We start from the raw sequence: 24,160 nt of genomic DNA, 5'->3' as shown, positions 1-24,160 counted from the left end.
TGGTGACGGCCTATGTCTGGCCGTTTACCGAATTTCAGTCGCCAAGGTTATCGCTAACCGAGCCTTGTGCGCACCAACCGCAATCAAAGGGTTGGCCTATTTTTTCAATACGCAGCAAAGGGTCCAGTACCCAGGCCCGGGATTGCCACGGTGGCTGGTGCCGCAAGTGCTGGGTGTGACCGCAGGAAAGCTCGGCCACCCAGTGCCCGTCCTCATCTTGATGGAAGCCTGTGACCGTCGAGCCTTTCGCCGTCATCCGTCTGTCCGGGTTGTGTTCGCTTTCGGGCGATTGCTTCGCTAAACTTGGCCATTCTTCATTCTTATGCAAAAGGTCTCGCCCCATGCTGATCGCCGCCAATAAGGCTGTCTCCATCGACTATACCCTGACCAACGACGCTGGTGAGGTCATCGACAGCTCCGCCGGCGGCGCGCCGCTGGTCTACCTGCAAGGCGCAGGTAACATCATCCCGGGCCTGGAAAAGGCACTGGAAGGCAAAACAGTCGGCGACGAGCTGACCGTAGCCGTTGAACCTGAAGATGCCTACGGCGAATACGCTGCCGAACTGGTCAGCACCTTGAGCCGCAGCATGTTCGAAGGCGTCGACGAGCTGGAAGTGGGCATGCAGTTCCACGCATCCGCTCCGGACGGCCAGATGCAGATCGTCACCATTCGCGATCTGGACGGCGACGATGTCACCGTCGACGGCAACCACCCGTTGGCCGGTCAGCGTCTGAATTTCCAGGTCAAGATCATCGACATCCGCGATGCCAGCCAGGAAGAAATCGCTCATGGTCACGTCCATGGCGAAGGTGGCCATCACCACTGATTTTCTGCGCTAAGCTTTCGAGAACTGGAGAGGCGCCCGAGGGGCGCCTTTTTTAGTCCGCGGCTGTCCCTGGTACACCGCCAAGTGGCTGTTTCGAGAAGAACACGGGAATCTGGAGTTCGTCATGAGTGCTTTTCACGACCTTAAATTGACAGGCCTGGATGGTCAGGAACTACCTCTGGCGCCCTTCAAGGGGCTCGTCGTGCTGGTGGTCAACGTCGCCTCCAAATGTGGCTTGACCCCACAATACGCGGCGCTGGAAAACCTCTACCAGCAATACAAGGACAAAGGCTTCAGCGTACTGGGCCTGCCGTGCAACCAGTTTGCCGGGCAGGAACCGGGTACCGAGCAAGAGATCCAGGCGTTTTGCAGCCTCAACTACGGTGTGAGTTTTCCGTTGTCCAGCAAGCTGGAAGTCAACGGTCATGACCGTCATCAGCTGTACCGTCTGCTGGCGGGCGAGGGTGCTGAATTTCCCGGTGACATTACCTGGAACTTCGAGAAATTCCTGCTGGGCAAGGATGGTCGCGTGCTGGCGCGGTTCTCGCCGCGCACGGCGCCGGATGATCCGACTGTCGTTCATGCGATCGAAAAAGCGCTGAGCTGAACCAAAAAAAATCGCAGCCACTGAGCTGCGATTTTTTATGCCTGCCTTTTGAACCTCAATCACCAAAATCAATAGTGCTGTGCATCGCTTGCCGCTCCGCATATTATCGCCGTCATAAAATTTCTGTCCCGTCGATACCGTTTTTGTGGAGCGTCCCATGCCCGTCAAAGCCCTGTTCAAACCGTTCCACCTCGGCACCCTCGAATTGCCGACCCGCGTCGTCATGGCGCCGATGACCCGTTCGTTTTCGCCGGGTGGCGTGCCCAATTCCAAAGTGATCGAGTACTACCGTCGCCGCGCCGCTGCGGGTGTGGGCCTGATCATCACCGAAGGCACCACCGTCGGCCACAAGGCTTCCAACGGTTACCCGAACGTGCCGCATTTCTACGGTGAAGCGGCGCTGGCCGGCTGGAAAAAAGTAGTCGACGCGGTTCATGCCGAGGGCGGCAAGATCGTTCCTCAGCTGTGGCATGTCGGCAGCGTGCGCCGTATCGGCACCGAGCCAGACGCCAGCGTGCCGGGTTACGGTCCGTCGGAGAAACTGAAGGACGGTCAGGTCGTGGTTCACGGCATGACCCAGCAAGATATCCAGGACGTGATCGCCGCATTTGCCCAGGCCGCCAAAGATGCCCAGAGCATCGGCATGGACGGCGTGGAGATTCATGGGGCCCACGGCTACCTCGTGGACCAGTTCTTCTGGGAAGGCAGCAACCAGCGCACCGATGAATACGGCGGCAGCCTGGCCAACCGTTCGCGTTTTGCCATCGAATTGATTCAAGCCGTGCGTGCCGCGGTCGGCGAAGGCTTCCCGATCATCTTCCGCTTCTCGCAGTGGAAGCAGCAGGATTACACCGCGCGTCTGGTGCAAACACCCGAAGCGTTGGGCGAATTCCTCAAGCCGTTGTCCGACGCCGGCGTGGATATTTTCCATTGCTCGACGCGGCGTTTCTGGGAGCCGGAGTTCGACGGTTCCGAGCTGAACCTGGCCGGCTGGACCCGAAAGCTCACCGGTAAACCGACCATCACCGTGGGCAGTGTCGGCCTGGATGGCGAGTTCCTGCAGTTCATGGTCAACACCGACAAGATCGCGCAGCCGGCCAGCCTAGAGAAACTGCTGGAGCGTTTGAACAATGATGAGTTCGATCTGGTGGCCGTCGGTCGTGCGCTGCTGGTGGACCCGGACTGGGCGCAGAAAGTGCGAGACGGCCGTGAAGAAGACATCCTGCCGTTCAGCCGTGAGGCGTTGATGACCCTGGTTTAAGCGGCGCTTTCACTGACGCCATCGCGAGCAAGCTCGCTCCCACAGGTGACCGAGTTCTTCCAGAGACATGCGGTCGAATGTGGGAGCGAGCTTGCTCGCGATGGCTGACTCAATGTCACCAAAAATTCAGGGCGCGATCGATGCATTCGGTACCACTTGCTCCCCCACGCATGCCCCGCGCAACTGCCCCTCAAACTGCTCGATAATCGCTGCCCATTCTTGGCGACTCGCATGCTGACGCGCATTAAGCCGCACGCAACGCAAAGTTTCGCGCTTCTCCAGCAGCCAGCACGCCGCATCGCAAAACGCCTCTTCGTCCCCCGGCATCGCCAATACGCCGTTGTAACCATGGCGAATGTGCTGGGCCGCCGCCGCTTGGTCGTAAGCCACCACACCCAAACCCGAAGCCAATGCCTCAAGCACCACGTTGCCGAACGTCTCGGTCAGGCTTGGAAACAGAAACACATCCCCCGACGCATAGTGACTGGCCAAGGCTTCGCCGCGTTGAGAGCCACAGAAAATCGCCTCGGGCAGTTCTTTCTCCAGGACCGCTCGTTGCGGGCCGTCGCCGATCACGATCAACTTCAGGTTTTTCTGTGGATAAGTCGTGCGCAGCCTTTCGAAACTGCGTTTAAGCAAGCCGAGATTTTTCTCCTGTGCCAGGCGACCGACATGGATGACGGCAATGTCACTGTCAGCCAGACCCCACTGTTCGCGTAGCGACGTCAGGCGCTTGGTCGGGTGAAACAACTGGCTGTCGACCCCTCGCGACAGCAGCGCCAGGCGTTCGAAATGCCGGCGCTCCAGTTCCATTCTTTGACTCGCGCTCGGCACCAGGGTCAGCGTCGAACGATTGTGAAACCAGCGCAGGTAGTGGGTCAGCAATCGCGTCAGCAGACCAAGCCCATACTGGCTGGAGTACTGCTGGAAGTTAGTGTGAAAGCCGCTGACCACGGCAATCCCCAAGCGCCGCGCCGCGCGCAATGCGGACAATCCCAGCGGTCCTTCCGTGGCGATGTACAGCACGTCCGGCCGATGACGCTTCCAGCGCCGCAGCAGCTTGTGCATCGACGACTGACCCCATTGCAAGCCGGGATAACCCGGCAGCGGCCAGCCCCGGCACAGTAACAACGCATCGTCGCTGCCCAGCTGCTGATCGCAACCCTGTCGTGGCCGCACCAGTTCGACCTGATGCCCGCGCGCGCGCAAGCCGTCACACAAGCGGCCGAGGGTATTGGCCACTCCGTTGATTTCGGGAGGGAAGGTTTCGGTGATCAGAGTGATATGCAGAGCTGTCGTCATGACCTCAGTGTCGGCTGAGGCCATGTCGCCAATGTGACGGTGGGATGATGAATTTGTGACCGGGTCAGCGCTGGACCACCAGGTTTTCCGCGCCGCGTTCACGCACCCAGAACAGCGTCGCACCCGCCACCGCGGCCGGCATCATCAGGATGTTGACCACCGGAATCAGCAGCACCAGATAAACGCTGCCGCCAAAACTCATGCTCTGCCAGCGCTTCTCGCGCAGCCAGGCGAGCATCTCGTTCCAGCCCAGTTTGTGGTTATCCGCTGGGTAGTCGATGTACTGGATCGCCATCATCCACACCCCGAACAGCAGCCACAATGGCGCGGCAATGATGTTCACCACCGGGATGAACGAAAGGATGAAAAGCCCGATGGCGCGAGGCAGGAAGTAGCCGAGTTTGCGCATCTCGCGGGACAGGGTGCGGGGGATCATGGCGATCAGTTCGCCCCAGCTGAAGGCCGGGAAGTCGTCGGTGCCGCGTACCACTACTTCGACTTTCTCGGCGAGGAAGCCATTGAACGGTGCTGCGATGACGTTGGCGAGCATGGTGAAGGTGAAAAACACCATAAAAACGACAAGCACGACAAAAATCGGCCACAGGATGTAACTGAGAAAACTCAGCCAATCGGGCAGGGACGGCATCAACGTATCGACCCACAGGCTGAATTGATGGCTGGCCAGATAGATCAATCCGACGAACAGCACCAGGTTGATCACCAAGGGCAACAGCACGAACAAACGCAGGCTTGGGCTCAAGACCAACTTGAGGCCTTCGCGCAGGTATTGTGGGCCGGACAGAACGGGGGCGGGCATAACGTGCTCCGAGCAAAGGGGAAACGCGCCGACCTTACCGGCTTTGCCTGACGGACGAAAGCGCGGTAGCAGCATCGACATTAACTGTAACAAAGGCGCCTATGTATCCATCGTGACCGGATAGAGACCGCCTATGAGCTGGATTGTTAAACCGTATTTCCTTAATCTTCGCCACCTCGATACGCTGCACCCCATACTTTTTACAGGACTGTCGAACCCAAGCCTTCCCCAAGTGCTTTCAACGGTCCTTTTTTATTCCCGCCGGCAACCCGGCGTTCCGCGCCAGAAGTTTCGGGCCGGTCAACAGGAGCAGGTCATGTCTGAAGTCCGTCATTCGCGAGTGATTATTCTCGGTTCCGGCCCTGCCGGTTACAGCGCCGCAGTCTATGCCGCCCGTGCCAACCTCAAGCCACTGCTGATCACCGGCATGCAAGCCGGCGGTCAACTGACCACCACCACCGAAGTCGACAACTGGCCTGGCGACGTCCACGGCCTGACCGGCCCGGCGCTGATGGACCGCATGAAAGAGCACGCCGAGCGCTTTGAAACCGAAATCGTCTTCGATCACATCAATGCCGTGGACTTCGCTGCCAAGCCGTACACCCTGACCGGTGACAGCGCAACTTACACCTGCGACGCGCTGATCATCGCCACCGGCGCCAGCGCTCGTTACCTGGGCCTGCCGTCGGAAGAAACGTTCATGGGCAAAGGCGTTTCGGCCTGCGCGACCTGTGACGGTTTCTTCTACCGCAACAAGCCAGTGGCTGTAGTCGGTGGCGGCAACACCGCGGTTGAAGAGGCGCTGTACCTGGCCAACATCGCCAGCAAGGTCACCCTGATCCACCGTCGCGAAACCTTCCGCGCCGAGAAGATCCTGATCGACAAGCTCAATGCCCGGGTTGCCGAAGGCAAAATCGTCTTGAAGTTGAACGCGACGCTGGACGAAGTCCTGGGCGACAACATGGGCGTGACCGGTGCCCGCCTGAAGAACAACGATGGCAGCTTCGACGAGCTGACCGTCGACGGCGTGTTCATCGCCATCGGCCACACCCCGAACACGTCGCTGTTCGAAGGCCAGCTGACGTTGAAAGACGGCTACCTGGTTGTGCAGGGCGGCCGTGACGGCAACGCCACTGCCACCAGCCTCGAAGGTATCTTTGCCGCCGGTGACGTGGCTGACCACGTTTACCGTCAGGCCATCACCTCGGCCGGCGCTGGCTGCATGGCTGCACTGGACGCCGAGCGCTACCTCGACGATCTGCAGAACGCTTGATTCTGATTCTGTAGAAAACAAAAAACCGGCTTCGGCCGGTTTTTTTGTACTTGCAGAATGTCCGATCAACCCTGTGGGAGCGAGCCTGCTCGCGATAGCGGTGTGTCAGTCGACCTCATTGTTTAATGATAAATCGCTATCGCGAGCAGGCTCGCTCCCACAGGGGAAATGTTGTGCTCTCAGCCTTTCAGCCGTTCCTGGACGAAGTCCATGACCTTCAGCGATTGATAGATGGCATTGGCGGCAATCCGTCCGAACGGTCCGCCGTTCCAGTCCAGCAGGTACGGTTTGAACAGCTGATAACGCGTACTCTCCCCGCACACCGCTTCGGCGATGACCCTGCCGCCAATCGAACCGGTATTCAAGCCATGGCCACCAAACGAGGTACAGGCCCAGACGCCCGGTTCGAGCAATCCCAGGTTGGGCATCTTGTTGGTGGAATAACCCATCAGGCCCGACCATGCCAATTCGATTTTGACCGGGGCCAGTTGTGGATAGACCGACACCATGTCGGCCTTGAGCATGGTGGCGAGGGCCTTTTCGTTCTGTTCGTTGCGGGTGGTGATGCGTCCGCCCCAGAGCAGGCGGTCGCCTTCGACCACGCGGTAGTAATCCGAGGCGCGACGGTCGTCGGAGAACGCGGCGCCGGAGTCGAGGACGTTTTTGATCGAGTCGCCCAGGTGTTCAGTCAGCACCACATAGGTCGCGATGGGCAGGTAGGCGCGGCTGAGTTTTTGCAGTTCCGGGCCGCCGTAGCCGCCGGCGCAGAACACCAGGTCCTTGCAGCAGAGGGTGCCGTTGGCGGTCTGGACAATTTTGTCGTCGCCTTCGCGATGCCAGGCGAGCATTTTTGACTGTTCGTAAATCCGGCCTCCAGCCGCTTCGATGGCGAGTGCCAGGCCCAGGCAATAGTTCAGCGGATGGAAATGCAGGGCGTTCGGATCTTCGACACCCTGGAAGTAACGCAAGGTGTGCGCGCGTTCGCGAACCTGGGCGGTGTCGAGGAAATTGAGTTCATAACCGAAGTCGCGGCGCATGGTCTCGATATGGTTTTTCACCTCGGCGCCGTCGTCGTAACGCTTGACCCGGATCGTACCTGCCGATGGCGCGCAACCGGTCAGAGTCAGTTCGGCAATGTTGTGGCGGACGATCTCGACGCCCTCGACTGACATTTGGAATAACGCCTTGGCCTGCTCCAGACCAAGTTTCTTGCGGATCGCCCCCGACCCTTCAGCCCAGCCTGGCGAGACCACGCCGCCGTTTCGACCGGACGCGCCCCAGGCGACTTGCTGGGCTTCGAGGATGATCACGCGTTTGCCGCGCCGGGTCAGCTCCAGGGCAGCGGTGAGGCCCGCGATCCCGGCGCCGATGATGCAGACGTCGCAGGTTTCATCGGCGTTCAATTCGGACCTGGCCGCGCGGGGCAGCGAGGTTTGGGAGTACCAGGTGGTGGGGAAGGACATGGTCAATCCTTGAAAAATTGCTTTTTTGTGGGAGTGAGCCGGCTCCGGGCGGCGATCCGACGATGAGGCCATAACATTCAGTATCAATGTTGAATGTTAGGCCGCCATCGTCGGATCGCCGCCCGGAGCCGGCTCACTCCCACAGGGGTAGGTGGGGTTATTTGACGGTTGAGTAATCCACGCCGTACCACTTGTTCGACAGCTTGGTCAGCGTGCCGTCCTTGTGCATCTCGCCGATGATTTGGCCGAGCCTGGCCTTCAATTCCGCGTCACCCTTGTCGGTGGCAATGGCCAGGGGTTCGTAGAACGCCACTGCATTGTCGACGGCCCGTAGCGGGTAACCGCTCTTCACAGCGGCGTCCAGTGTGCTGCGTTGAGTGAGAATGGCGTCGAGCCGGGTACCGTCACCCAGACGCAGATCGTCCAGCGGTCCGACGGAACCGGAGTAAGTCTTCATTTTTGTGGTCTTTACGTCATAAACGACGGGCGGCACGTCAGTGGTTTCGATGGCCAGCGCCTGGCTGAAATAGTCCTCGGACGTGGTGCCGCCTTCGACACCGATCGTTTTGCCATTGAGCGCTTTGTGGTCGGTGAGGGCGGATTTGTTGTGAACCGCAAACACGTAAGGCACGTAGTAATAGGTCGCGGGGAAATCGAGAATTCGCGCGCGACTTTTGGTGGCGGTCATCGAGCCCACGGACATGTCCCAGCGCCCGTTCCACTTGCCGGCGGTGATTACGTCCCAATCGGGGGTGATGAACTTGACCTCGACGCCGAGACGCTTGGCGATCTCCTTGGATACGTCGATATCAAACCCGTCGATTTCATTCTTGTCGTTGATAAACCCTTGGGGTGGCCAGGTTGCCGACGTGGCGACGGTCATTGTTTTACTGCTCTGGATTTTGTCCAGAACAGCTCCGGCATTGGCGGCGCCGACGAACACCAGCGACATTGCGGCTGCGATTACGTGTTTTCTGCTGACCATGTCCATCTCCACTTTTCGTTTTTGTTATGAAGGGGCAAAGCGCTGCTCAGTGACCAATGATCTGCGACAGGAATTTCTGCGCGCGTTCGGTTTGCGGATTGTTGAAGAACTCGGAAGGGGTGGCTTGTTCGATGACCTGGCCCTGGTCCATGAACAGCACGCGGTCGGCGACCTTGCTGGCAAAACCCATTTCGTGGGTCACGCAAATCATGGTCATGCCGTCGGTGGCCAACTCGCCCATCACGTCCAGCACTTCGTGGACCATTTCAGGATCGAGGGCCGAAGTTGGTTCGTCGAACAGCATTACTTTGGGGTTCATGCACAGCGCCCGGGCAATCGCCACGCGCTGCTGCTGGCCACCGGACAGTTGCGAAGGGTATTTGTGGGCATGTTCGGCAATGCGTACCCGTTCCAGGTAAACCTGAGCGCGCTTTTTCGCCTCGGCGCTCGACACGCCTTGCACCAGTTGCGGGGCCAGGGTCAGGTTGTCCATCACGCTTAAATGTGGGAACAGGTTGAAGCTCTGGAACACCATGCCGATTTCCCGGCGCACCGCGCTGACACTTTCTGCCTCGCTGGTGAGGGTGATGCCGTTGACCTGAATGTGGCCTTCCTGGAAATTCTCCAGATGGTTGATGCAACGAATCATCGTCGACTTGCCTGAGCCCGACGGCCCGCACACCACCAGGATTTCGCCCGTGGCAACGTTCAGGTCGACATTGCGCAAGGCGTGAAAATCGCCGTACCACTTGTTCAGGCCGGTGATGGAAATCATCGAAGGGCTGGCCTGCGCAACAGGTGCCAGGTCGAGTCGTTCTGCCGTAGTCATCACTCATCAACCCCTTGCAATGGATCGGTTGACCCGTTTTTCGATCCGCGCCTGCACCCGTTCGAGGATGAACGACAGGGCCCAGTAAATCATCGCGGCGGTGATCAGCATTTCCAGGTGGCGGAAGTCCGCGCGGCCCTGGGTCTTGGCCAGGTACATCAATTCCCAGACACCGATCACCGACACCAGCGAACTGTCCTTGAGCATGGCGATGAACTGGTTGCCGGTGGGCGGGATGATCACCCGCAAGGCTTGCGGCATGATCACCCGGCTCAGGGTCTTGAACGGGCTGATGCCCAGGGCTCGCGAGGCCTCCCACTGACCTACCGGAATGCTCTGGATCCCCGCACGAAAAATCTCGGTCATGTAAGCGCCGTAGCACAGCGACAACGCGAGGATGCCGGCGGGCACGGCGTCCACCACATAACCCAGTTGCGGCAGTCCAAGGTAAATCAGGTAGATCTGGATCAGCAGCGGAACACCGCGAAAGAACGAGGTGTAGAACGAGGCGATGGCATTGGCCAGGCCATTGTTCGACAGCTTGGCCACGGCACCGATCAAGGCAAGCACGAAGGCAATCACAATTGCGATGGCGGAAATGTATAGCGTGGTCGCGGCGCCCTGGATGATCAGGAAACCGATCTTGTCGAGGATGAAGCTGTAGGAAAGGTCGAAGGTGTCGAAGAACGCCAGGAACAGGATCAGCAGTTCGATCCAGACCACGGTGGTCTGCACCTTGAACTTCAAGCGCCCGAGGACGTGAAAGTTCAGCGTGCCCAGCGCAGCAATCGCCAGGCCTATGGCGATATTGCGAGCGGTCAGGCTGTCCGGGGCATTGCCCAGCAGTGGATGCAGGAACTGACTGAGGGCGCTGTTACCCAGGTTCATCAGGTAGGAGCCGAGAAACAGCACCACGGCTACGCCAAGCAGGAATTGAGGATCATTGGACTTTTTTTTATAAATTATATTGTCGTGATACATGAATGCCTCAGGCTTGTAAGTGGTAGTGATCTCGCTTGGTAAAAGGGGTAGTGGGTGAGTATTGCGACGCAAAATCGGGGACTACAAGCGAACATAATTCGCTATGTCAGTCCCTGATCGTAGTTTGCTTTTCAGGAAAGGTTCGCCAGGCAGGCCTCGAGAATATCCAGCCCTTCTTCCAGCACCGCTGCCTCGGTAGTCAGCGGTGCCAGCAGTCGAATGATGTTTCGCGACTTGCCGCTGGGCATCAGCAGCAAGCCCGCGTCGCGGGCCAGGGCCAGCAGTTGGGTCAACTGCGCTGAGGCGGGTGTGCCGTCGGGATTGATCAGTTCGATACCGCGCATCGCGCCAACGCCGGTCAAGCGGCCCAGAAACGGGGAAAGCTTATTGGCGCGCCAGGCCTCGTAGCGGCTGACGATGGCTTCTTCCTGTTGCGAGCCCCAGGCGTGCAGGTTCGCATCGGTCATCTCGTCCAGGGTTGCCAGTGCCGCGGCGCAGGCAATCGGGTTGCCCGAATAGGTGCCGCCCAGTCCGCCCTTGGGCAAGGTGTCGAGCAGCGACTTGCGCCCGACCACCGCACCCAGCGGTATGCCGCCAGCAATGCTTTTAGCGAGCAGGATCAGATCGGGTTCAATGCCCAGTCGCGAGAAGGCAAAGCGCTGGCCGGTGCGACCGAAGCCGGACTGGATTTCATCAGCGATCAGCAGGATGTTCTTTTCATCACAGAAGCGGCGTAGCGCCTGGGCGAACTCCACGTCCAGCGCGAGGAAGCCCGATTCGCCCTGCACTGGTTCGACGATAAAGCAGGCGACGTCATCGACGTCGATCTCGACGCTGAACAGCCTGTCCATGGCTTTCAGGGCCTCGGCGCAGGTCACGCCGTTGTCCTTGCTCGGGTATGGCAAGTGAAAAACCGTACCCGGCAGCACGCCGACTTTCTGTTTGTAGGGCGCGACTTTGCCGTTGAGGTTGAGCGTGGCGAGGGTACGGCCGTGGAAGGCGCCGTCGAAGGCGATGACGGCCGTGCGACCGGTGGCGCCACGCACGATCTTCAGGGCGTTTTCGGCCGCTTCCGCGCCGCTGTTGGTGAGCATGCCGCTGACTGGGTAGTCCACCGGAATAAACGCGGTGAGGCGATCCATCAGTTCGATGTAGGGCACATGCGGGGCGGCGTTGAACGCGTAGTGGGTCAGCCGCGTGGCTTGTTCGCGAATGGCCTCGACGATGCGCGGATGGCAATGGCCGAGGTTCAGTACGCCGATACCGCCGACGAAGTCGATGTAGCGTTTGCCATCGGTGTCCCAGACCTCGGCATTTTTGCCGTGGCTGAGCGTGACGGGATGAACGATGTTGATCGACTGGCTGATGGTTACGCTGCTCATGGATGACCGACTCTGAAGAAGGGATGCTTCTTTTTATCTAAGCCGTGAGCAGTGGTTTGGGGCAAACGAAATAAAGTGGCCGGGTCAATCTTAAAAGTCGGGATGTTGCCTGTACCGATCGATGGCGACGCGTAACCTGTGGCGAGGGAGCTTGCTCCCGTTGGGTCGCGAAGCGACCCTGCTTATCTAAAAAGAAGGGGACCGCTGCGCAGTCCAGCGGGAGCAAGCTCCCTCGCCACAGGTTCAGTGTCGCTCGTGATGTACTTTGCGGGCGTTGAATCAGCGGCGGTTCAGCGGCTGTTGAGTGAACTTCACACCGGCCAGGCCATGAGCAATCAGCGCGCGGATATTGCCGTGATCGCTGCCTTCAGGCGTCGCCACCACCGAACGGTAATGCTCGCCGAACGCCAACAGCGCTTCTTCATCGCTCAAGCCTTCCAGCAGCGCCAGACCCAATGTCTTGCACGAGCCTTCATTCTGCCCGGCTGCGTTTTCCACGCCGCCGTTGTTGAAAGCCTGAGGCTGATAGTCGTAGCCGGCGGCGATGAAAGCCAGGGTGTCGGCAAAAGCGTGTTCGCCGCTCTTGAGGCTGGCGCGCAGGGTGTTCAAATCACTCATTGGGTTTTCCTTTGGCGAACGCCGCTTGTTGTTCGGCGTTGGCTTCTTGCTGGTATTGGGCTTTCCACTCGGCGTACGGCATGCCGTAAACCACTTCGCGGGCTTCATCGAGGCTGACCTCGATCTGGCGTTCATCGGCAGCGGCCTTGTACCACTTGGACAAGCAGTTGCGGCAGAAACCGGAGAGGTTCATCAGGTCGATATTCTGCACATCCTTGCGGCTGTCCAGATGGGCGACCAGCCGGCGAAAGGCGGCGGCTTCGAGTTCCAGGCGTTGTTGATCGTTCATGGCGGGCTCTGTGCAATCAAATCGTGCGCGGATGATAAAAGTCTGACGAACAATGCGCCAGACGCGGTCAGCGGCTCGCTGCAAGCGTTATCGATACCGACTCGGCGAAACGCAGGGCGTGGGGCTTGTCGACTTCGACCTCGGCGTACAGCACCGACTCGTTGGCCATGACCAGATCGAGAATTTCCTGGGTCAGGCGTTCGAGCAGCGCGAAGCGATTGCCTTCCACGTGGGCGATGATCGCCTTGGTGATGGTGCGGTAATTCAGCGCGTGATCGATGTCGTTGTCACGCACCGCTTCCTGAGCGGCATACAGGATGGTCAGGTTGATCTGCACATCCTGCTTGTTGAGGATTTCATCCTCGTTGATCCCGATGAAGGTCCGCAGGCACAGGTTCTTGACCCGGATGCGTGCCGTTCCTGGTTGAAGTTGTGGCATTGCTACTTGCTCCGTCCAATCAATTGCAGGAACTCCTGGCGGGTATTGCTCGACTCGCGGAAGGCGCCGAGCATCACCGAGGTGTTCATGGTCGAATTCTGTTTCTCGACGCCGCGCATCATCATGCACATGTGCTTGGCTTCGATGACCACCGCAACGCCCGCCGCGCCGGTCACTTGCTGTACAGCTTCGGCGATTTGCCGAGTGAGGTTTTCCTGGATTTGCAGGCGACGGGCGAACATGTCCACCAGTCGCGCAATCTTCGACAGGCCCAGCACTTTGCCCGTTGGAATATAAGCCACATGCGCCTTGCCGATGAAGGGCAGCATGTGATGTTCGCAGAGCGAGTACAGCTCGATGTTGTCGACGATGATCATTTCATCGTTGTCGGAAGCGAACAGCGCGCCGTTGACGATCTCTTCGACACTTTGCTCATAACCACGGCAGAGGTACTGCATGGCTTTTGCCGCCCGAACCGGGGTGTCTTGCAGACCCTCGCGGTCGGGGTTTTCACCGAGGCCGATGAGGATCTCGCGGTAGTTCTGGGACAGGGCGTTCTGGGGCAGGGAAAACGTCATGGAACATCCTCGCGGGGGCCGCTTATTTGATGTGCCGTCCGCCGTTGACGGTCAGGGTCGTGCCGGTGACATAAGGGTTGTCGAGCAAATAACGCAGGCTCTGGTAGATCACTTCGCCGCCGGGTTCGATGCCCAGCGCGGATTTGGCCAATACCTTGGCGCGGTATGCCGCGTCATCGTCGGGGTTAAACATTAGCAGGGCTGGCGCGATACCGTTGACCTTGATTGTCGGCGCGTATTTCGCGGCGAAGGACAGGGTGAGGCTGTCGAGACCGGCTTTGCTGGCGCAATAGCCAATGTGCTTGCTGCTGCCCTTGCGGGTCACGTCATCGCTGATGTGCACGATGTCGGCGGGGCTTGAGCGTTGCAGCAAGTCGGCACAATGCAGATTGATCAGGTAGGGCGCCAGCATGTGGACGTTGAACATGCGGGTGAAGGCTACGGCGTCGGTGTCCGGGGTTTCGGCCAGCCACTCGGAGGCGTTGTGGACGATTGCCCGCAGGCTGTCGGTGTGGTTTTTCAGTTCGCTGATGAACGCGAAGATCCCGGCTTCAGTGGCGAAGTCGGCAAACACCGCGATAGCCCCCCGTTCGCGCAGGACTTGCACGCCGGGGCGTTCACTGCGGTAGCTGAAGATCACCGGCTGGCCATCCTCGAGCAAACGCTGCGCACAGTGCAGGCCGACACGTTGGCCGGCGCCAGTGATGAGGATTGGGGCTACGGAAGAGGTCATGAACGGCTCGCGTCGCGGTAAGAGCAAAACTATACCAGCGCGCGGCGGCATTCACCTACCGTGGGGCTTTCCCTGTGGGAGCGAGCCGGCTCCGGGCGGCGTTCCGACCATGGCGGTATTACAGCCAACAAAGATGTTGAATGTTATGGCCTCATCGTCGGAACGCCGCCCGGAGCCGGCTCGCTTGTATGGTAGGACTTGAAGGGAGGAGGAGGGACAAGGCTCGATTCTGACTGTTGACGCAGTACAGACCGTGGGAGATTTCGCCCCTCCTCCTTTCACCCAAGCGCCGATAAAGAATGCATCTGGCTAGACCGACGATAGGAACAAGCCTGCGCCTCTGGGTGAGCCCTTCAAGTGCTTAAAACCATATCCCGGAGGAAATCCAATGGCAATGCCGGTTTCTGTCACAAAGCCGATCGTAGGTGTGGATGTCGCCAAGAATGAACTGGTGATTTATCAGTCTGATGGGGATTTGCTTGAAGAGATTCCCAACACCAAAACATCCATCAAGCAGTGGCTGAAGGCGTTGTCGGGGACGGTGGCTATTGCCATTGAGGCGACCAACATTTACCACCTGGACTTCGCTGATCTGGCCTATGAGGCCGGTTGCACGATTTACATGGTGGGAGGCTATGAACTCAAACATTATCGCGAAGGCGTGAAGATCCGCGCCAAAACCGACGCACTGGATGCCAAGCTGCTGGCTCGTTACTTGAAGAACGAAGCCGAGGAGTTGCGTCCTTGGACCCCGCCCTCACCGCTGTACCGCCAGCTCCTGAGCCTTTTCCGCCGTCGCGCAGCCTTGGTCCAGGCCAGGGTCGGCCTGGTGCAGAGCTGGTCGAATGAGCCGCTGCTCAAGGCGGCTTTTGCCGAGCAAGTGAAGTCCATGCAGCAGCTTGAGACGCTGATCGAAAAGACGATCAACGATCAGCTCAAAGAAGCCGGTTTGCTCGGTCAATTGAAGCGCTGCCTGAAAGTTGAGGGTATTGGATTTTTGACTGGGGCCCGCTTGATAACTGCATTTCAGCGAGGAGATTTTAGAAACGCGGATGCATTTATCGCCTTCCTGGGCATGGATTTACGGGTGGCGAAATCAGGACAGAAGGACGCTCGCCGCAGTTTGACCAAGCGCGGCGACCCCGAGGCCCGCCGACTTCTGCACAATGCAGCGATGTCGGCTAGCCGTACGAAAGCCTGGAAAGGGTATTACGAAGAACAAAGAACGCGGGGTTTCAGCACCACTCAGGCGCTGGTGATGCTGGCTCGCAAGCTTGCTCGGGTGGTATTCGCCTTGCTGAAAGGGCAAAGCGAATATCAGCCAAAAGCCAGTTGAGGGCTTTCCCTCAACCATAGAATCTCCCACAGGGAAATTAGTGGTTTTGAGGAGTGGGTGCAGCGGGCAGCGGCCGTTGCGGCGTGGTGTTCAGCCAACCGGCCAGCAGACGGGTCGACAGCGGAATGAAGAGGTAGACCATCAACGGGGTCAGGCACAAGGTGCTGATGAACACCCGGCTCAGCAAACCCATGTCGCTCAGCAATGGCCCGAGGATAAAGTTGAACAGCAGGGAAACCGGAAAGAATGCCAACCAGATCGCCACGGCCTGTTTCCAGCGTGGCGGGCGCTGGCCAGCCGCGCCGAACCAGCCTTCGATGCCGCTGACTCGATGTTCCGTTGGATGGGCAAACAAGTCACTGCCGCGTGCCAGCCATGCAGTGCGCGAGGCGGAATGTTCCCAGGCGTGCAAAGTCTGCTCGTCGGCAAAGCGGAAAATAATCTGGAATTCGTCATCGTCGGGCGGCGGAGCGAGCACGCCAGAGCCGAGATAGCCGGGAAAATCGGTGGCCAGTTGTTCGCCTTCGCGCAACCAGGTAATCAGGTCTTGATAACGCCCAACGGCGACGCGGCGCGCAACCATCAGCGTGACGGGTGAGGTAGACATTGTGCATCTCCGTATAACAATCGCGTCGCTCCGGGTAGGAGTTTCGCCAGGCGCAGCGCCGGGGTGGTGGGCTGCGTCGTGGAACAAGCAAGGATTATTCCTGATTCTGCCGGGTACGTCAGGGATGTTTGTCGCCAGCAACGTCTTGAATGGTATGGGGGCAAGGGAGGTAGAATGGGATCCAATTTATACATGGACGTAGAATTAAAAAATGCCTGTCCTGACTGATGTTGTCCCTGGATTGCAGCCCGGTCTTCCACTTGAACAGGAAGAACTGTTTCCGATTCGCGAAGTGTCGCGCCTGACGGGGGTCAACCCGGTCACGCTACGTGCATGGGAGCGCCGCTATGGGCTGATCCAGCCGGCGCGCACCGAAAGTGGGCACAGACTGTATTCGATGACCGATATCGATCGTGTCCGCAGCATCCTTGGCTGGATCGAACGCGGCGTTGCTGTGGGTAAAGTCGGCAAGATCCTGGCCAGAATTGCACCGCTACAGGCCCTGTCGCACATCATCCCCAATGAACTCGTACAGGCTGACCACACGCAATGGCAGCAACAGGTTCAGGCGGCGGTGAATGCATTCGACGAGGTGCAACTGGAACAGGTTTATGGACAGATCTTTTCCAGTTATCCGCTGACTGTCGTGTTTCAGGACATTCTGCTTCCACTCTGGAAGCAACTGCGCCAGCGCCATGAAGCATTCGGCCAGGCCAGCGAGTGGCTTTTCCTGGATGGTTTTCTGCGTTCTCGAGTGTTGCAACGCCTGCTGCTGGTGCGTGTCCTGCAACCGCGACGGGTGATTGTCTGCTCCCTGAGCGATCAGTGTCGTGAACTCGATGTGCTGGTAACGGCGCTGTTATTGAGCAGTGTCGATTCGGCTATTCAAGTGTTGGCTATCGGTCAGCCATTCGATGAACTGGCCCTGGTCTGCGAAAGAGTCAAGCCCCAGGCGCTGGTGCTGATTTCCAATCACGCACCTGCGCTCGAGTTGCCCCGGCGATTGAAGCGCCTGGCCTTGAGCCTGGATTGTCAGTTGTTGCTGGCGGGGGATGCGTCCGATCTGGTGCAGGAAAGCCTGGCGGGATCGTCGATTGGATGTCTGGGTAACGAAGGATTGGTCATGCGTCAGCGTTTGAAACAATTCCTGACAGGCAACCTGGACACCTGAATCAGAGATGCATGGCCGGATGCGTCAGCCGATGCTGTTGAAGGATGTACTGGCGCAGGCGCTCGGTTTCGTCCTTGTCATCCTGATTCAACTGGTAGGCATAGAAGCCGTTCTCGGTTTCTTTCTCGAAGGTGCCGCGCAACGCGATGCGCTCGTAGCCAGACGGGCTGAACCACAAGGCGAAATGCTTGGGTGGCTTGGTCTTGTTGCGAACTTCCAGCAAAACCCCTTTGAAAGACACTTCGTGCACCCACATCGTACCGGGCTGGCCATTGGCATTCTCCAGCGCTACCGGTTCTTCGAGGACCAGGCGCCATGGCCGGATCATCGGTCCGTCTTCATAGATGCTGGGGACGCCGAGGCGTAAATGCATCGCGTGAAACTCGTCTTCCACCAAGTGCAGAGGGAAAGTCATTTGCTGATTTTCGAAGTTGGCCTGGATGGTGACTTGCTCATGAGCGGCAAGGCGCGTGAGCAGGTCACGGATCTGTGAACCACCGTTGACGAGCAGGCTCGACGTCGCATCCCGCACATTGAGTTGCGGGTTGTGTTGCATTGTCTGGATAAAATCCAGCTCATCCTGGGTCAGGAGTGCGTCGCGTTGCATGATCTGCTCGACAGAAAAAGTTACAAAGTCACCGGTGATTGTAGTTAATGACAATCAATTCTTCGTTTTGTTTTCGCCGTTCGTCGCTTTTAGTGCGGCAAGCTCGGCCTGGACCTCAGCCAATTGTGCCTCCAACTGCGCGACGCGCTGCTGGGCCTTGACCTGAAGGGTGACGTCTTTCTGCACACCGATGAAATAAGTCTGTCCGTCATCAGGGTTCTTTATCGTCGAGAGGGACAGTTCGTTCCAGAACGGCGTGCCGTCCTTGCGATAATTCCTGAGGATTTCCCGGCAGGACCTACCACTGCTCAAGGCTTCGCGGATCATCGGAAGCGCTTCCTGGTCGCGGTCCCCGGATTGAAGAAAACGGCAATCCTGATAGAGGATTTCTTCGCTGGTGTAACCCGTCAGGCGTTCGAATGCCGGGTTGACGTAAATCAGGATGTTGTCCTGCTCGCCTTCCTTTTCGGCAATCACGATGCCGTCGTTGGAAGCGTTGATCACCATTTGCAGCAGTTGGGCGTTAATCATCGGAGAATCCTTTCCAATTTGATTGAGCGCTGCATTCTAGAAGAAGACTCATTGCTGTCTACTGGCCACCAGCGTTAATTGAGAGTCAATCGCAGCTTTTTTGCCATGGCTGTTAATATCCTCCGTCTTTTTATTCAGCTTCAGGATCAGATTGATGAAAGTCGCCATCCTTTCCGGCTCGGTGTACGGCACGGCAGAAGAAGTCGCCCGCCACGCCGCCAATATTTTAAAAGCAGCAGGTTTCGAAGCCTGGCACAACCCGCGTGCAAGTCTCGCCGAGGTCCAGGCCTTCGCTCCTGAAGCCTTCCTGGCGGTGACCTCGACCACCGGGATGGGCGAGCTGCCGGACAACCTGCAACCGTTGTATTTCGCTATTCGCGACCAGCTGCCGGCTGCCTGGCGTGGCTTGCCGGGCGCTGTGATTGGCTTGGGCGATGCGAGTTACGGCGACACGTTTTGTGGTGGCGGCGAATTGATGCGCGAATTGTTCGGCGAACTGGGCCTGCGCGAAGTACTGCCGATGCTGCGCCTGGACGCCAGCGAAAGCGTGACGCCGGAAACCGACGCCGAGCCTTGGCTGGCAGAGTTGGTCAGCGCTCTGCGGGGCTGACCGGCCGCTCGCGCAGAAGGGCGAGCCAGGCTTGCGCGGCTTTTGACAAGTACGCGCCCTGACGCCAGATGAAGGCGATATCCCAGCGTAGATAGCTCGGCGCGTTCAAGGTCAGGCGCACCACGCCTGGCCGCACCAGCCCGCGAGCCACCACGCGCGGCAACAGCACCACTCCTTGACCGGCCGCCACCAGCGCCGCAAGAAAGTCAGCCTGGCCGCTGCGACCACCTTCCTTCGGCGTAAAACCCAGTTGCTGGCAGGCTTGCAGCAAGCGGTCGTTGAGCACGAAGCTGCGCTGATACAGCAGGAATGGCGTGTCGGCCAATTCCTCCAGCCCAATCACAGTCTTCGACGCCAGCGGATGATCGGCCGGCAGCAGGGCGTCCAGCGGTTCATCGCAGAAAGGCTGGAAGGCGAACTGAGGGTCCTTCGTCAACAGGCTGCCACCCAGTTCCAGCTCTCCACTCAAAACGGCCTGTTCGATGCTCAGGCTACCGCCTTCAAGCAATTGAATGCTGATGTTGGGGTGGCGTCGCCGGTACTCGGCGAACAGTCCGGCGAACAGCGCGTCGCTGCCCAGCAGCGGCAAACCCAGGCGCAATTCCCCGCGGGCCAGTTGGCTCAAGTCATCCAGCTCACTGAGCAGTTCGTTGCGCAGCCGCAACATGCCTTCGGCCCGTTGCAAAACCACGCGGCCGGCGGCAGTCAGGCGCAGCTGCGAACCTTGCCGTTCGAGCAGCGCAGTGCCGAGGCTCTGTTCCAACTGAGCGATCTGTTTGCTCACCGCTGATTGACTGATGTGCAGGGTCTTGGCGGCTTGAGTAAAACCACCCTGATGCATGACCTCGACGAAGCTGCGTAGCTGTTTGAATTCCATCTGTATGATTCCATTTTGGAATGGCTTCGAGTCTAACAATTCGCTTCGGGTATGACAGCCCACTCCTTAACATGAGCACCTGCGAGGACCGAAGACATGAATGCATCAACCTTTAAAAAATTGGCTCGACTGGCGACCGAATTGGCCGTGCTACTCGCCATCTACCTGCTCGGCTGCCAGATGGCCGTGTGGTTTGCCTGGCCGATTCCCGGTGGTGTCATCGGTATGGTGCTGTTGCTGCTGGCGTTCGCTTTGGGTGTGGTCAAACCAGCAGCGCTGCAAATGGGCGCCGGCCTGTTGATGGCCGAGATGCTGTTGTTCTTCATTCCGGCGCTCATGAGTCTGCTCGATTACGGCGGTCTGCTGCGCAGCGACGGTTGGCGAATTTTGCTGGTGATCGGCGTCAGCACGCTGATGGTGATGCTGGTGACTGCCTTTACCGTGGAACTGGTGGTGCGGTTGAGGAGGTCTCGTGAAGCTTGAGCTGATGCCAATGTTCTGGCTGGCCTTCACGCTGCTGGCTTATTTATTCAGCCGCTGGATTTACCGTCGCTCTGGGCGCTATGTACTGTCGCCACTGATTCTGGTTCCAGCCTTGCTGTTGGCGCTCGCTGTGCCGCTGCACACCGCGTATGCCGAATATTCGAGCAACACCCATTGGCTGATGTTGGTGCTGGGGCCGGTTACCGTCGCTTTTGCAGTACCAATCTGGCAGCAGCGGCAGATGCTGATGCGGCATTGGTCGGCGCTGTTGCTGGGGATGCTGGCGGGCAGCGCGGCGTCCATCGGCAGTTCGTTCGGGTTGGCCAAGGCGCTGGCACTAGACAGTTCGGTGACGATGTCGCTGGTGCCGCGCTCGATCACCACACCTTTTGCCATGCCGCTGGCCCATGACCTGGGTGGCATACCGGAACTGACCGCAGTGTTTGTGATGTTCACCGGGGTGTTCGGGGCGATGCTCGGCGGCATTCTGCTCAAGTGGTTGCCCCTGCGCAGTGCCTTGGCTCGAGGGGCGCTATTTGGTGTCGGTGCTCACGGTGCCGGGGTCAGTCGAGCACATGAAGTGGGGGGGGAAGAGGGCTCGGTGGCGGGGTTAGTCATGGTTCTGACGGGGCTGCTGAATCTGTTCGCCGCACCCTTGTTGGCGGCAGTACTTTGACATGGATCCACATTCATTGGCGTACTGACTCGCCGGGCCATCAAGCTGGCTGCCAATGCAACTACACGATCCCCGGGGCGTGACTAGACTGGTGTAACGTCGGTAAACAATAGAAACCCCAAGAATAAAAATCAGAGGTTCCTTGCCGTGAACGTTGCCCCCGTCCAATCGCCTCACAGTGTCAAAGACCAGGTCAGCGCCGCCGAGTGGCAGACCCGCGTCGACCTTGCCGCCTGCTATCGTCTGGTCGCCCTGCATGGCTGGGATGACCTGATTTTTACCCACATCTCGGCCAAGGTCCCCGGTACTGAAGACTTTCTGATCAACCCATTCGGGTTGATGTTCCACGAGATGACTGCGTCCAGCCTGGTCAAGGTCGATCAGGCCGGCAACAAGCTGATGGACAGCCCCTACGAGATCAACCCGGCCGGTTACACCATTCACAGCGCGGTGCACGAGGTTCGTCACGATGTCGTCTGCGTGCTGCACACCCACACCGCTGCCGGGGTCGCCGTGTCGGCGCAGAAACAAGGCATTTTGCCGATCAGCCAACAATCGTTGTTTGTCCTGTCCAGCCTGGCTTATCACGCCTACGAAGGTGTTGCGCTTAACCCTGAAGAGAAAGCGCGGCTGCAAGCCGACCTCGGAGAAAACAATTTCCTGATGCTGCACAACCACGGTCTGCTGACTTGCGGCGGCACCATCGCCGACACATTCCTGATGATGTTCACCTTCCAGCGCGCCTGCGATATCCAGGTGCTGGCGCAGAACGGTGGCGCCGAGTTGATCGCCATCGAGCCGCAGATTCTGGCGGGCGCCAAGGCGATGATCGCCGGCGTCACCAAAAGTGCTCAAGGGATGGGCGGCGCACTGGCCTGGCCAGCGCTGCTGCGCAAACTCGATAAACAAGACCCGGGTTATAAACTCTAATGCCTCTCGCCGAGATCCCTCTGTGTGTCTGGCGCAAACGCGGCCAGACGTTCGTATTCCGTGGCCAGACCATCCGTTACTGGACGGCGGGGCAGGGTGAGCCACTGTTGCTCATTCATGGCTTCCCGACCGCCAGTTGGGACTGGCATTTCCTGTGGCAACCTCTGACCCAGCGCTATCGGGTGATTGCCTGCGACATGCTCGGCTTTGGCGACTCCGCCAAACCGATGGACCACGAATACAGCCTGCTGGAGCAGGCCGATTTGCAACAGGCCTTGCTGGCGCATGTGAAGGTCGAGCAGCCGGTGCACCTGTTGGCCCACGATTATGGCGACAGCGTGGCCCAGGAACTGTTGGCCCGGCATTACGAAGCGCGCATTGATATCGCCAGTTGTGTGTTCCTCAATGGCGGCCTCTTTCCTGAAACCCATCGCCCGATACTGATGCAAAAACTCCTGCTCAGTCCCTTGGGCTGGATGATCGGGCGAGCCTTTTCCCGTGACAGCCTGGTGAGGAGTTTCCGACAGATCTTCGGTCCGCATAGCCGCCCCAGCGAGAGCGAGATGGACGATTTCTGGAGCTTGATCGAGAGCAATCACGGGCCACGGATCATTCACAAATTGATCGCCTACATCCCTGAGCGGCGTGCCCGGCGCGAGCGTTGGGTCAGTGCGATGCAACGTGGTGAAGTGCCGTTGCGGGTGATCGATGGTGAGGTCGACCCCATCTCCGGCGCACACATGGTTGAGCGTTACCGGGAACTGATCCCGAATCCGGACACGGTCTTGTTGCCTGGCATTGGCCACTACCCTCAGACCGAGGCGCCGGGGCAGGTGCTCAAGCATTACCTGGAGTTTCGCGATCAGCTGGTTTCACCGCCGCGCAAGGTCGCTTGTTCCTGACTATCCCGCTGACTTATCGCGCACCATTCAGCCTCACCCCAGTTCATTGTGGCCCGCATTGTCGTGCCTGACACTCGAACTAATTGTCCCCTGGCCTGCTGGAGTCCCCCAATGAATGAGTCTGTGCGCTTCGAAGATAAAGTCGTGATCATCACCGGGGCCGGCGGCGGCCTGGGCCGGGCGCACGCGCTGCTGTTCGCCAAACAGGGTGCCAAAGTGCTGGTCAACGATCTCGGCGGTTCGGCTCAGGGCGAAGGCGCAAACGCTTCGGCTGCCGACCGGGTAGTGGCGGAAATTCGTGAGGCCGGTGGAATCGCCGAGGCCAATCATGACTCCGTCACCGACGGCGACAAAATCGTTCAGAACGCCTTGGACACCTTTGGTCGTGTCGATGTCGTGGTCAACAACGCCGGGATTCTGCGGGATAAAACCTTCCACAAAATGGAAGACGGCGATTGGGACCTGGTTTACCGCGTCCATGTCGAAGGCGCCTACAAAGTCACCCGCGCCGCCTGGCCGCACCTGCGCGAGCAAAATTATGGTCGCGTCATCTTCACCGCTTCGACCTCGGGCATCTACGGCAACTTCGGCCAGTCCAACTACGGCATGGCCAAACTCGGCCTCTACGGCCTGACCCGCACCCTGGCCATTGAAGGCCGCAAAAACAACATCCTGGTCAACGCCATCGCGCCTACAGGCGGCACGCGCATGACCGAAGGCCTGATCCCGCCGCAAGTCTTCGAACAACTCAAACCAGAACTGGTCAGCCCGCTGGTGGTGTACCTCGCCAGCGAGAACTGCCAGGAAACCTCCGGGTTGTTTGAAGTCGGTGGCGGCTGGATGGGCAAGGTGCGTTGGGAACGAAGCCTCGGCGCCGGGTTTGATCCGCGGGTTGGTTTTTCCCCGGAAGATGTGGCGGCGCACTGGCAACAGATCTGCGACTTCGAAGGCGCGGCGCACCCGCAGGACAACCTTGAAGCGTTGAAGGAAATGATGGCGAATTTGCAGAAGTATTCGATTTAATCAAGCCAGCAAGGTCATCGTTC

At 58.9% G+C, this 24,160-nt stretch carries 29 protein-coding genes; 12 read left to right on the top strand and 17 right to left on the bottom strand.

Annotated elements, in window-relative coordinates; all coding sequences use genetic code 11:
* Positions 1 to 34 precede the first annotated feature (34 nt).
* On the bottom strand, positions 35 to 373 hold the full coding sequence (locus tag PFAS1_RS06760; protein ID WP_074873808.1) for a DUF3565 domain-containing protein: 339 nt from the start codon (positions 371 to 373) through the stop codon (positions 35 to 37).
* Between PFAS1_RS06760 and PFAS1_RS06755 the strand changes: the two genes are divergently transcribed.
* The 3 genes from PFAS1_RS06755 to PFAS1_RS06745 all read left to right on the top strand — a co-directional run bounded on the left by PFAS1_RS06755 (position 342) and on the right by PFAS1_RS06745 (position 2,695).
* Positions 342 to 827, top strand: coding sequence for an FKBP-type peptidyl-prolyl cis-trans isomerase (locus PFAS1_RS06755; RefSeq protein ID WP_008150718.1), 486 nt, complete (start codon positions 342 to 344; stop codon positions 825 to 827). The genes PFAS1_RS06760 and PFAS1_RS06755 overlap by 32 nt on opposite strands.
* 124 nt (positions 828 to 951) lie before the next feature.
* A complete protein-coding gene (locus tag PFAS1_RS06750) occupies positions 952 to 1,434 on the top strand; it encodes a glutathione peroxidase (protein WP_074873809.1) in 483 nt (160 codons plus the stop codon).
* 157 nt (positions 1,435 to 1,591) lie between these two features.
* Positions 1,592 to 2,695: an NADH:flavin oxidoreductase gene (locus PFAS1_RS06745; RefSeq protein ID WP_076028629.1), complete on the top strand. Its 1,104-nt coding sequence runs from the start codon at positions 1,592 to 1,594 to the stop codon at positions 2,693 to 2,695.
* Between the two features lie 126 nt (positions 2,696 to 2,821).
* Here PFAS1_RS06745 and PFAS1_RS06740 read toward each other — a convergent pair whose 3' ends face one another.
* On the bottom strand, positions 2,822 to 4,021 hold the full coding sequence (locus PFAS1_RS06740; RefSeq protein ID WP_076028628.1) for a glycosyltransferase family 4 protein: 1,200 nt from the start codon (positions 4,019 to 4,021) through the stop codon (positions 2,822 to 2,824).
* Between the two features lie 40 nt (positions 4,022 to 4,061).
* Positions 4,062 to 4,814 (bottom strand): sulfate transporter CysZ, encoded by a 753-nt coding sequence (gene cysZ / locus PFAS1_RS06735; RefSeq protein ID WP_076028627.1) that lies wholly within the window; start codon positions 4,812 to 4,814, stop codon positions 4,062 to 4,064.
* 316 nt (positions 4,815 to 5,130) lie between these two features.
* Between cysZ and trxB the strand changes: the two genes are divergently transcribed.
* Complete coding sequence (trxB, locus tag PFAS1_RS06725; protein ID WP_074873813.1) at positions 5,131 to 6,087, top strand: thioredoxin-disulfide reductase; 957 nt, start codon at positions 5,131 to 5,133, stop codon at positions 6,085 to 6,087.
* Positions 6,088 to 6,266: 179 nt separating this feature from the next.
* Here the strand turns inward: trxB and PFAS1_RS06720 are convergent, their stop codons facing one another.
* From PFAS1_RS06720 to folM, 10 genes are all read right to left on the bottom strand, one after another.
* Complete coding sequence (locus tag PFAS1_RS06720; RefSeq protein ID WP_076028626.1) at positions 6,267 to 7,550, bottom strand: NAD(P)/FAD-dependent oxidoreductase; 1,284 nt, start codon at positions 7,548 to 7,550, stop codon at positions 6,267 to 6,269.
* Positions 7,551 to 7,707: 157 nt separating this feature from the next.
* On the bottom strand, positions 7,708 to 8,535 hold the full coding sequence (locus PFAS1_RS06715; RefSeq protein WP_083671774.1) for a transporter substrate-binding domain-containing protein: 828 nt from the start codon (positions 8,533 to 8,535) through the stop codon (positions 7,708 to 7,710).
* A 46-nt stretch (positions 8,536 to 8,581) separates the two neighbouring features.
* The gene (locus PFAS1_RS06710) at positions 8,582 to 9,310 is read right to left on the bottom strand and encodes an amino acid ABC transporter ATP-binding protein (RefSeq protein WP_139273434.1); all 729 of its coding nucleotides are present in this window, start codon (positions 9,308 to 9,310) and stop codon (positions 8,582 to 8,584) included.
* Between the two features lie 60 nt (positions 9,311 to 9,370).
* Complete coding sequence (locus PFAS1_RS06705; RefSeq protein ID WP_076028624.1) at positions 9,371 to 10,345, bottom strand: amino acid ABC transporter permease; 975 nt, start codon at positions 10,343 to 10,345, stop codon at positions 9,371 to 9,373.
* Between the two features lie 131 nt (positions 10,346 to 10,476).
* Entirely contained in the window at positions 10,477 to 11,727 is a 1,251-nt protein-coding gene (locus tag PFAS1_RS06700) for a 2-aminoadipate transaminase (RefSeq protein WP_076028623.1), read from the bottom strand.
* A 279-nt stretch (positions 11,728 to 12,006) separates the two neighbouring features.
* A complete protein-coding gene (locus PFAS1_RS06695) occupies positions 12,007 to 12,345 on the bottom strand; it encodes a HopJ type III effector protein (RefSeq protein ID WP_076028622.1) in 339 nt (112 codons plus the stop codon).
* Complete coding sequence (locus tag PFAS1_RS06690; protein WP_074873820.1) at positions 12,338 to 12,634, bottom strand: DUF1244 domain-containing protein; 297 nt, start codon at positions 12,632 to 12,634, stop codon at positions 12,338 to 12,340. Before PFAS1_RS06690 ends, PFAS1_RS06695 begins: the two co-directional genes overlap by 8 nt.
* A gap of 67 nt (positions 12,635 to 12,701) precedes the next feature.
* Positions 12,702 to 13,073, bottom strand: coding sequence for a dihydroneopterin triphosphate 2'-epimerase (gene folX / locus PFAS1_RS06685; RefSeq protein WP_008150698.1), 372 nt, complete (start codon positions 13,071 to 13,073; stop codon positions 12,702 to 12,704).
* A 2-nt stretch (positions 13,074 to 13,075) separates the two neighbouring features.
* Positions 13,076 to 13,651, bottom strand: a complete 576-nt coding sequence (gene folE / locus PFAS1_RS06680; RefSeq protein WP_076028621.1) for a GTP cyclohydrolase I FolE — start codon at positions 13,649 to 13,651, stop codon at positions 13,076 to 13,078.
* 22 nt (positions 13,652 to 13,673) lie between these two features.
* Positions 13,674 to 14,384, bottom strand: a complete 711-nt coding sequence (gene folM / locus PFAS1_RS06675; RefSeq protein WP_076028620.1) for a dihydromonapterin reductase — start codon at positions 14,382 to 14,384, stop codon at positions 13,674 to 13,676.
* A gap of 388 nt (positions 14,385 to 14,772) precedes the next feature.
* On the opposite strand from folM, the gene PFAS1_RS06670 reads away from it, so the two are divergent.
* Entirely contained in the window at positions 14,773 to 15,720 is a 948-nt protein-coding gene (locus PFAS1_RS06670) for an IS110 family RNA-guided transposase (protein ID WP_074871984.1), read from the top strand.
* A gap of 37 nt (positions 15,721 to 15,757) precedes the next feature.
* Here the strand turns inward: PFAS1_RS06670 and PFAS1_RS06665 are convergent, their stop codons facing one another.
* On the bottom strand, positions 15,758 to 16,327 hold the full coding sequence (locus tag PFAS1_RS06665; protein WP_076028619.1) for an antibiotic biosynthesis monooxygenase: 570 nt from the start codon (positions 16,325 to 16,327) through the stop codon (positions 15,758 to 15,760).
* Between the two features lie 211 nt (positions 16,328 to 16,538).
* On the opposite strand from PFAS1_RS06665, the gene PFAS1_RS06660 reads away from it, so the two are divergent.
* Positions 16,539 to 17,498: a MerR family transcriptional regulator gene (locus tag PFAS1_RS06660; protein WP_076028618.1), complete on the top strand. Its 960-nt coding sequence runs from the start codon at positions 16,539 to 16,541 to the stop codon at positions 17,496 to 17,498.
* Between the two features lies 1 nt (position 17,499).
* On the opposite strand, the gene PFAS1_RS06655 is transcribed toward PFAS1_RS06660, so the two are convergent.
* Together PFAS1_RS06655 and PFAS1_RS06650 are read right to left on the bottom strand one after the other, a co-directional pair.
* Positions 17,500 to 18,105, bottom strand: coding sequence for a hypothetical protein (locus PFAS1_RS06655; RefSeq protein WP_076028617.1), 606 nt, complete (start codon positions 18,103 to 18,105; stop codon positions 17,500 to 17,502).
* 54 nt (positions 18,106 to 18,159) lie between these two features.
* Positions 18,160 to 18,636, bottom strand: coding sequence for a PAS domain-containing protein (locus PFAS1_RS06650; RefSeq protein WP_076028616.1), 477 nt, complete (start codon positions 18,634 to 18,636; stop codon positions 18,160 to 18,162).
* Positions 18,637 to 18,790: 154 nt separating this feature from the next.
* Here PFAS1_RS06650 and PFAS1_RS06645 point away from each other — a divergent pair, with 154 nt between their 5' ends.
* A complete protein-coding gene (locus PFAS1_RS06645; RefSeq protein WP_076028615.1) occupies positions 18,791 to 19,246 on the top strand; it encodes a flavodoxin in 456 nt (151 codons plus the stop codon).
* Here the strand turns inward: PFAS1_RS06645 and PFAS1_RS06640 are convergent.
* Positions 19,227 to 20,123, bottom strand: a complete 897-nt coding sequence (locus tag PFAS1_RS06640) for a LysR family transcriptional regulator (protein WP_076028614.1) — start codon at positions 20,121 to 20,123, stop codon at positions 19,227 to 19,229. The genes PFAS1_RS06645 and PFAS1_RS06640 overlap by 20 nt on opposite strands.
* Positions 20,124 to 20,219: 96 nt before the next feature.
* Here PFAS1_RS06640 and PFAS1_RS06635 point away from each other — a divergent pair, with 96 nt between their 5' ends.
* The 5 genes from PFAS1_RS06635 (at position 20,220) to PFAS1_RS06615 (ending at position 24,137) form a co-directional block, all read left to right on the top strand.
* On the top strand, positions 20,220 to 20,606 hold the full coding sequence (locus PFAS1_RS06635; protein WP_076028613.1) for a CidA/LrgA family protein: 387 nt from the start codon (positions 20,220 to 20,222) through the stop codon (positions 20,604 to 20,606).
* Positions 20,596 to 21,282: an LrgB family protein gene (locus tag PFAS1_RS06630; protein ID WP_076028612.1), complete on the top strand. Its 687-nt coding sequence runs from the start codon at positions 20,596 to 20,598 to the stop codon at positions 21,280 to 21,282. The genes PFAS1_RS06635 and PFAS1_RS06630 overlap by 11 nt, the downstream gene beginning before the upstream one ends.
* Positions 21,283 to 21,429: 147 nt before the next feature.
* Positions 21,430 to 22,212 carry a class II aldolase/adducin family protein gene (locus tag PFAS1_RS06625; protein WP_076028611.1) on the top strand — a complete coding sequence of 261 codons (783 nt, stop codon included), beginning with the start codon at positions 21,430 to 21,432 and terminating at the stop codon, positions 22,210 to 22,212.
* Positions 22,212 to 23,114: an alpha/beta fold hydrolase gene (locus PFAS1_RS06620; RefSeq protein ID WP_076028610.1), complete on the top strand. Its 903-nt coding sequence runs from the start codon at positions 22,212 to 22,214 to the stop codon at positions 23,112 to 23,114. The genes PFAS1_RS06625 and PFAS1_RS06620 overlap by 1 nt, the downstream gene beginning before the upstream one ends.
* Before the next feature lie 111 nt (positions 23,115 to 23,225).
* A complete protein-coding gene (locus PFAS1_RS06615) occupies positions 23,226 to 24,137 on the top strand; it encodes an SDR family oxidoreductase (RefSeq protein ID WP_046052916.1) in 912 nt (303 codons plus the stop codon).
* Positions 24,138 to 24,160 lie beyond the last annotated feature (23 nt).

The organism is Pseudomonas frederiksbergensis, from assembly GCF_001952935.1.
GTDB lineage: Bacteria > Pseudomonadota > Gammaproteobacteria > Pseudomonadales > Pseudomonadaceae > Aquipseudomonas > Aquipseudomonas frederiksbergensis.
The sequence above is the reverse complement of the archived record's forward strand: the minus strand, read 5'-3'. Positions and strand labels throughout refer to the sequence as shown.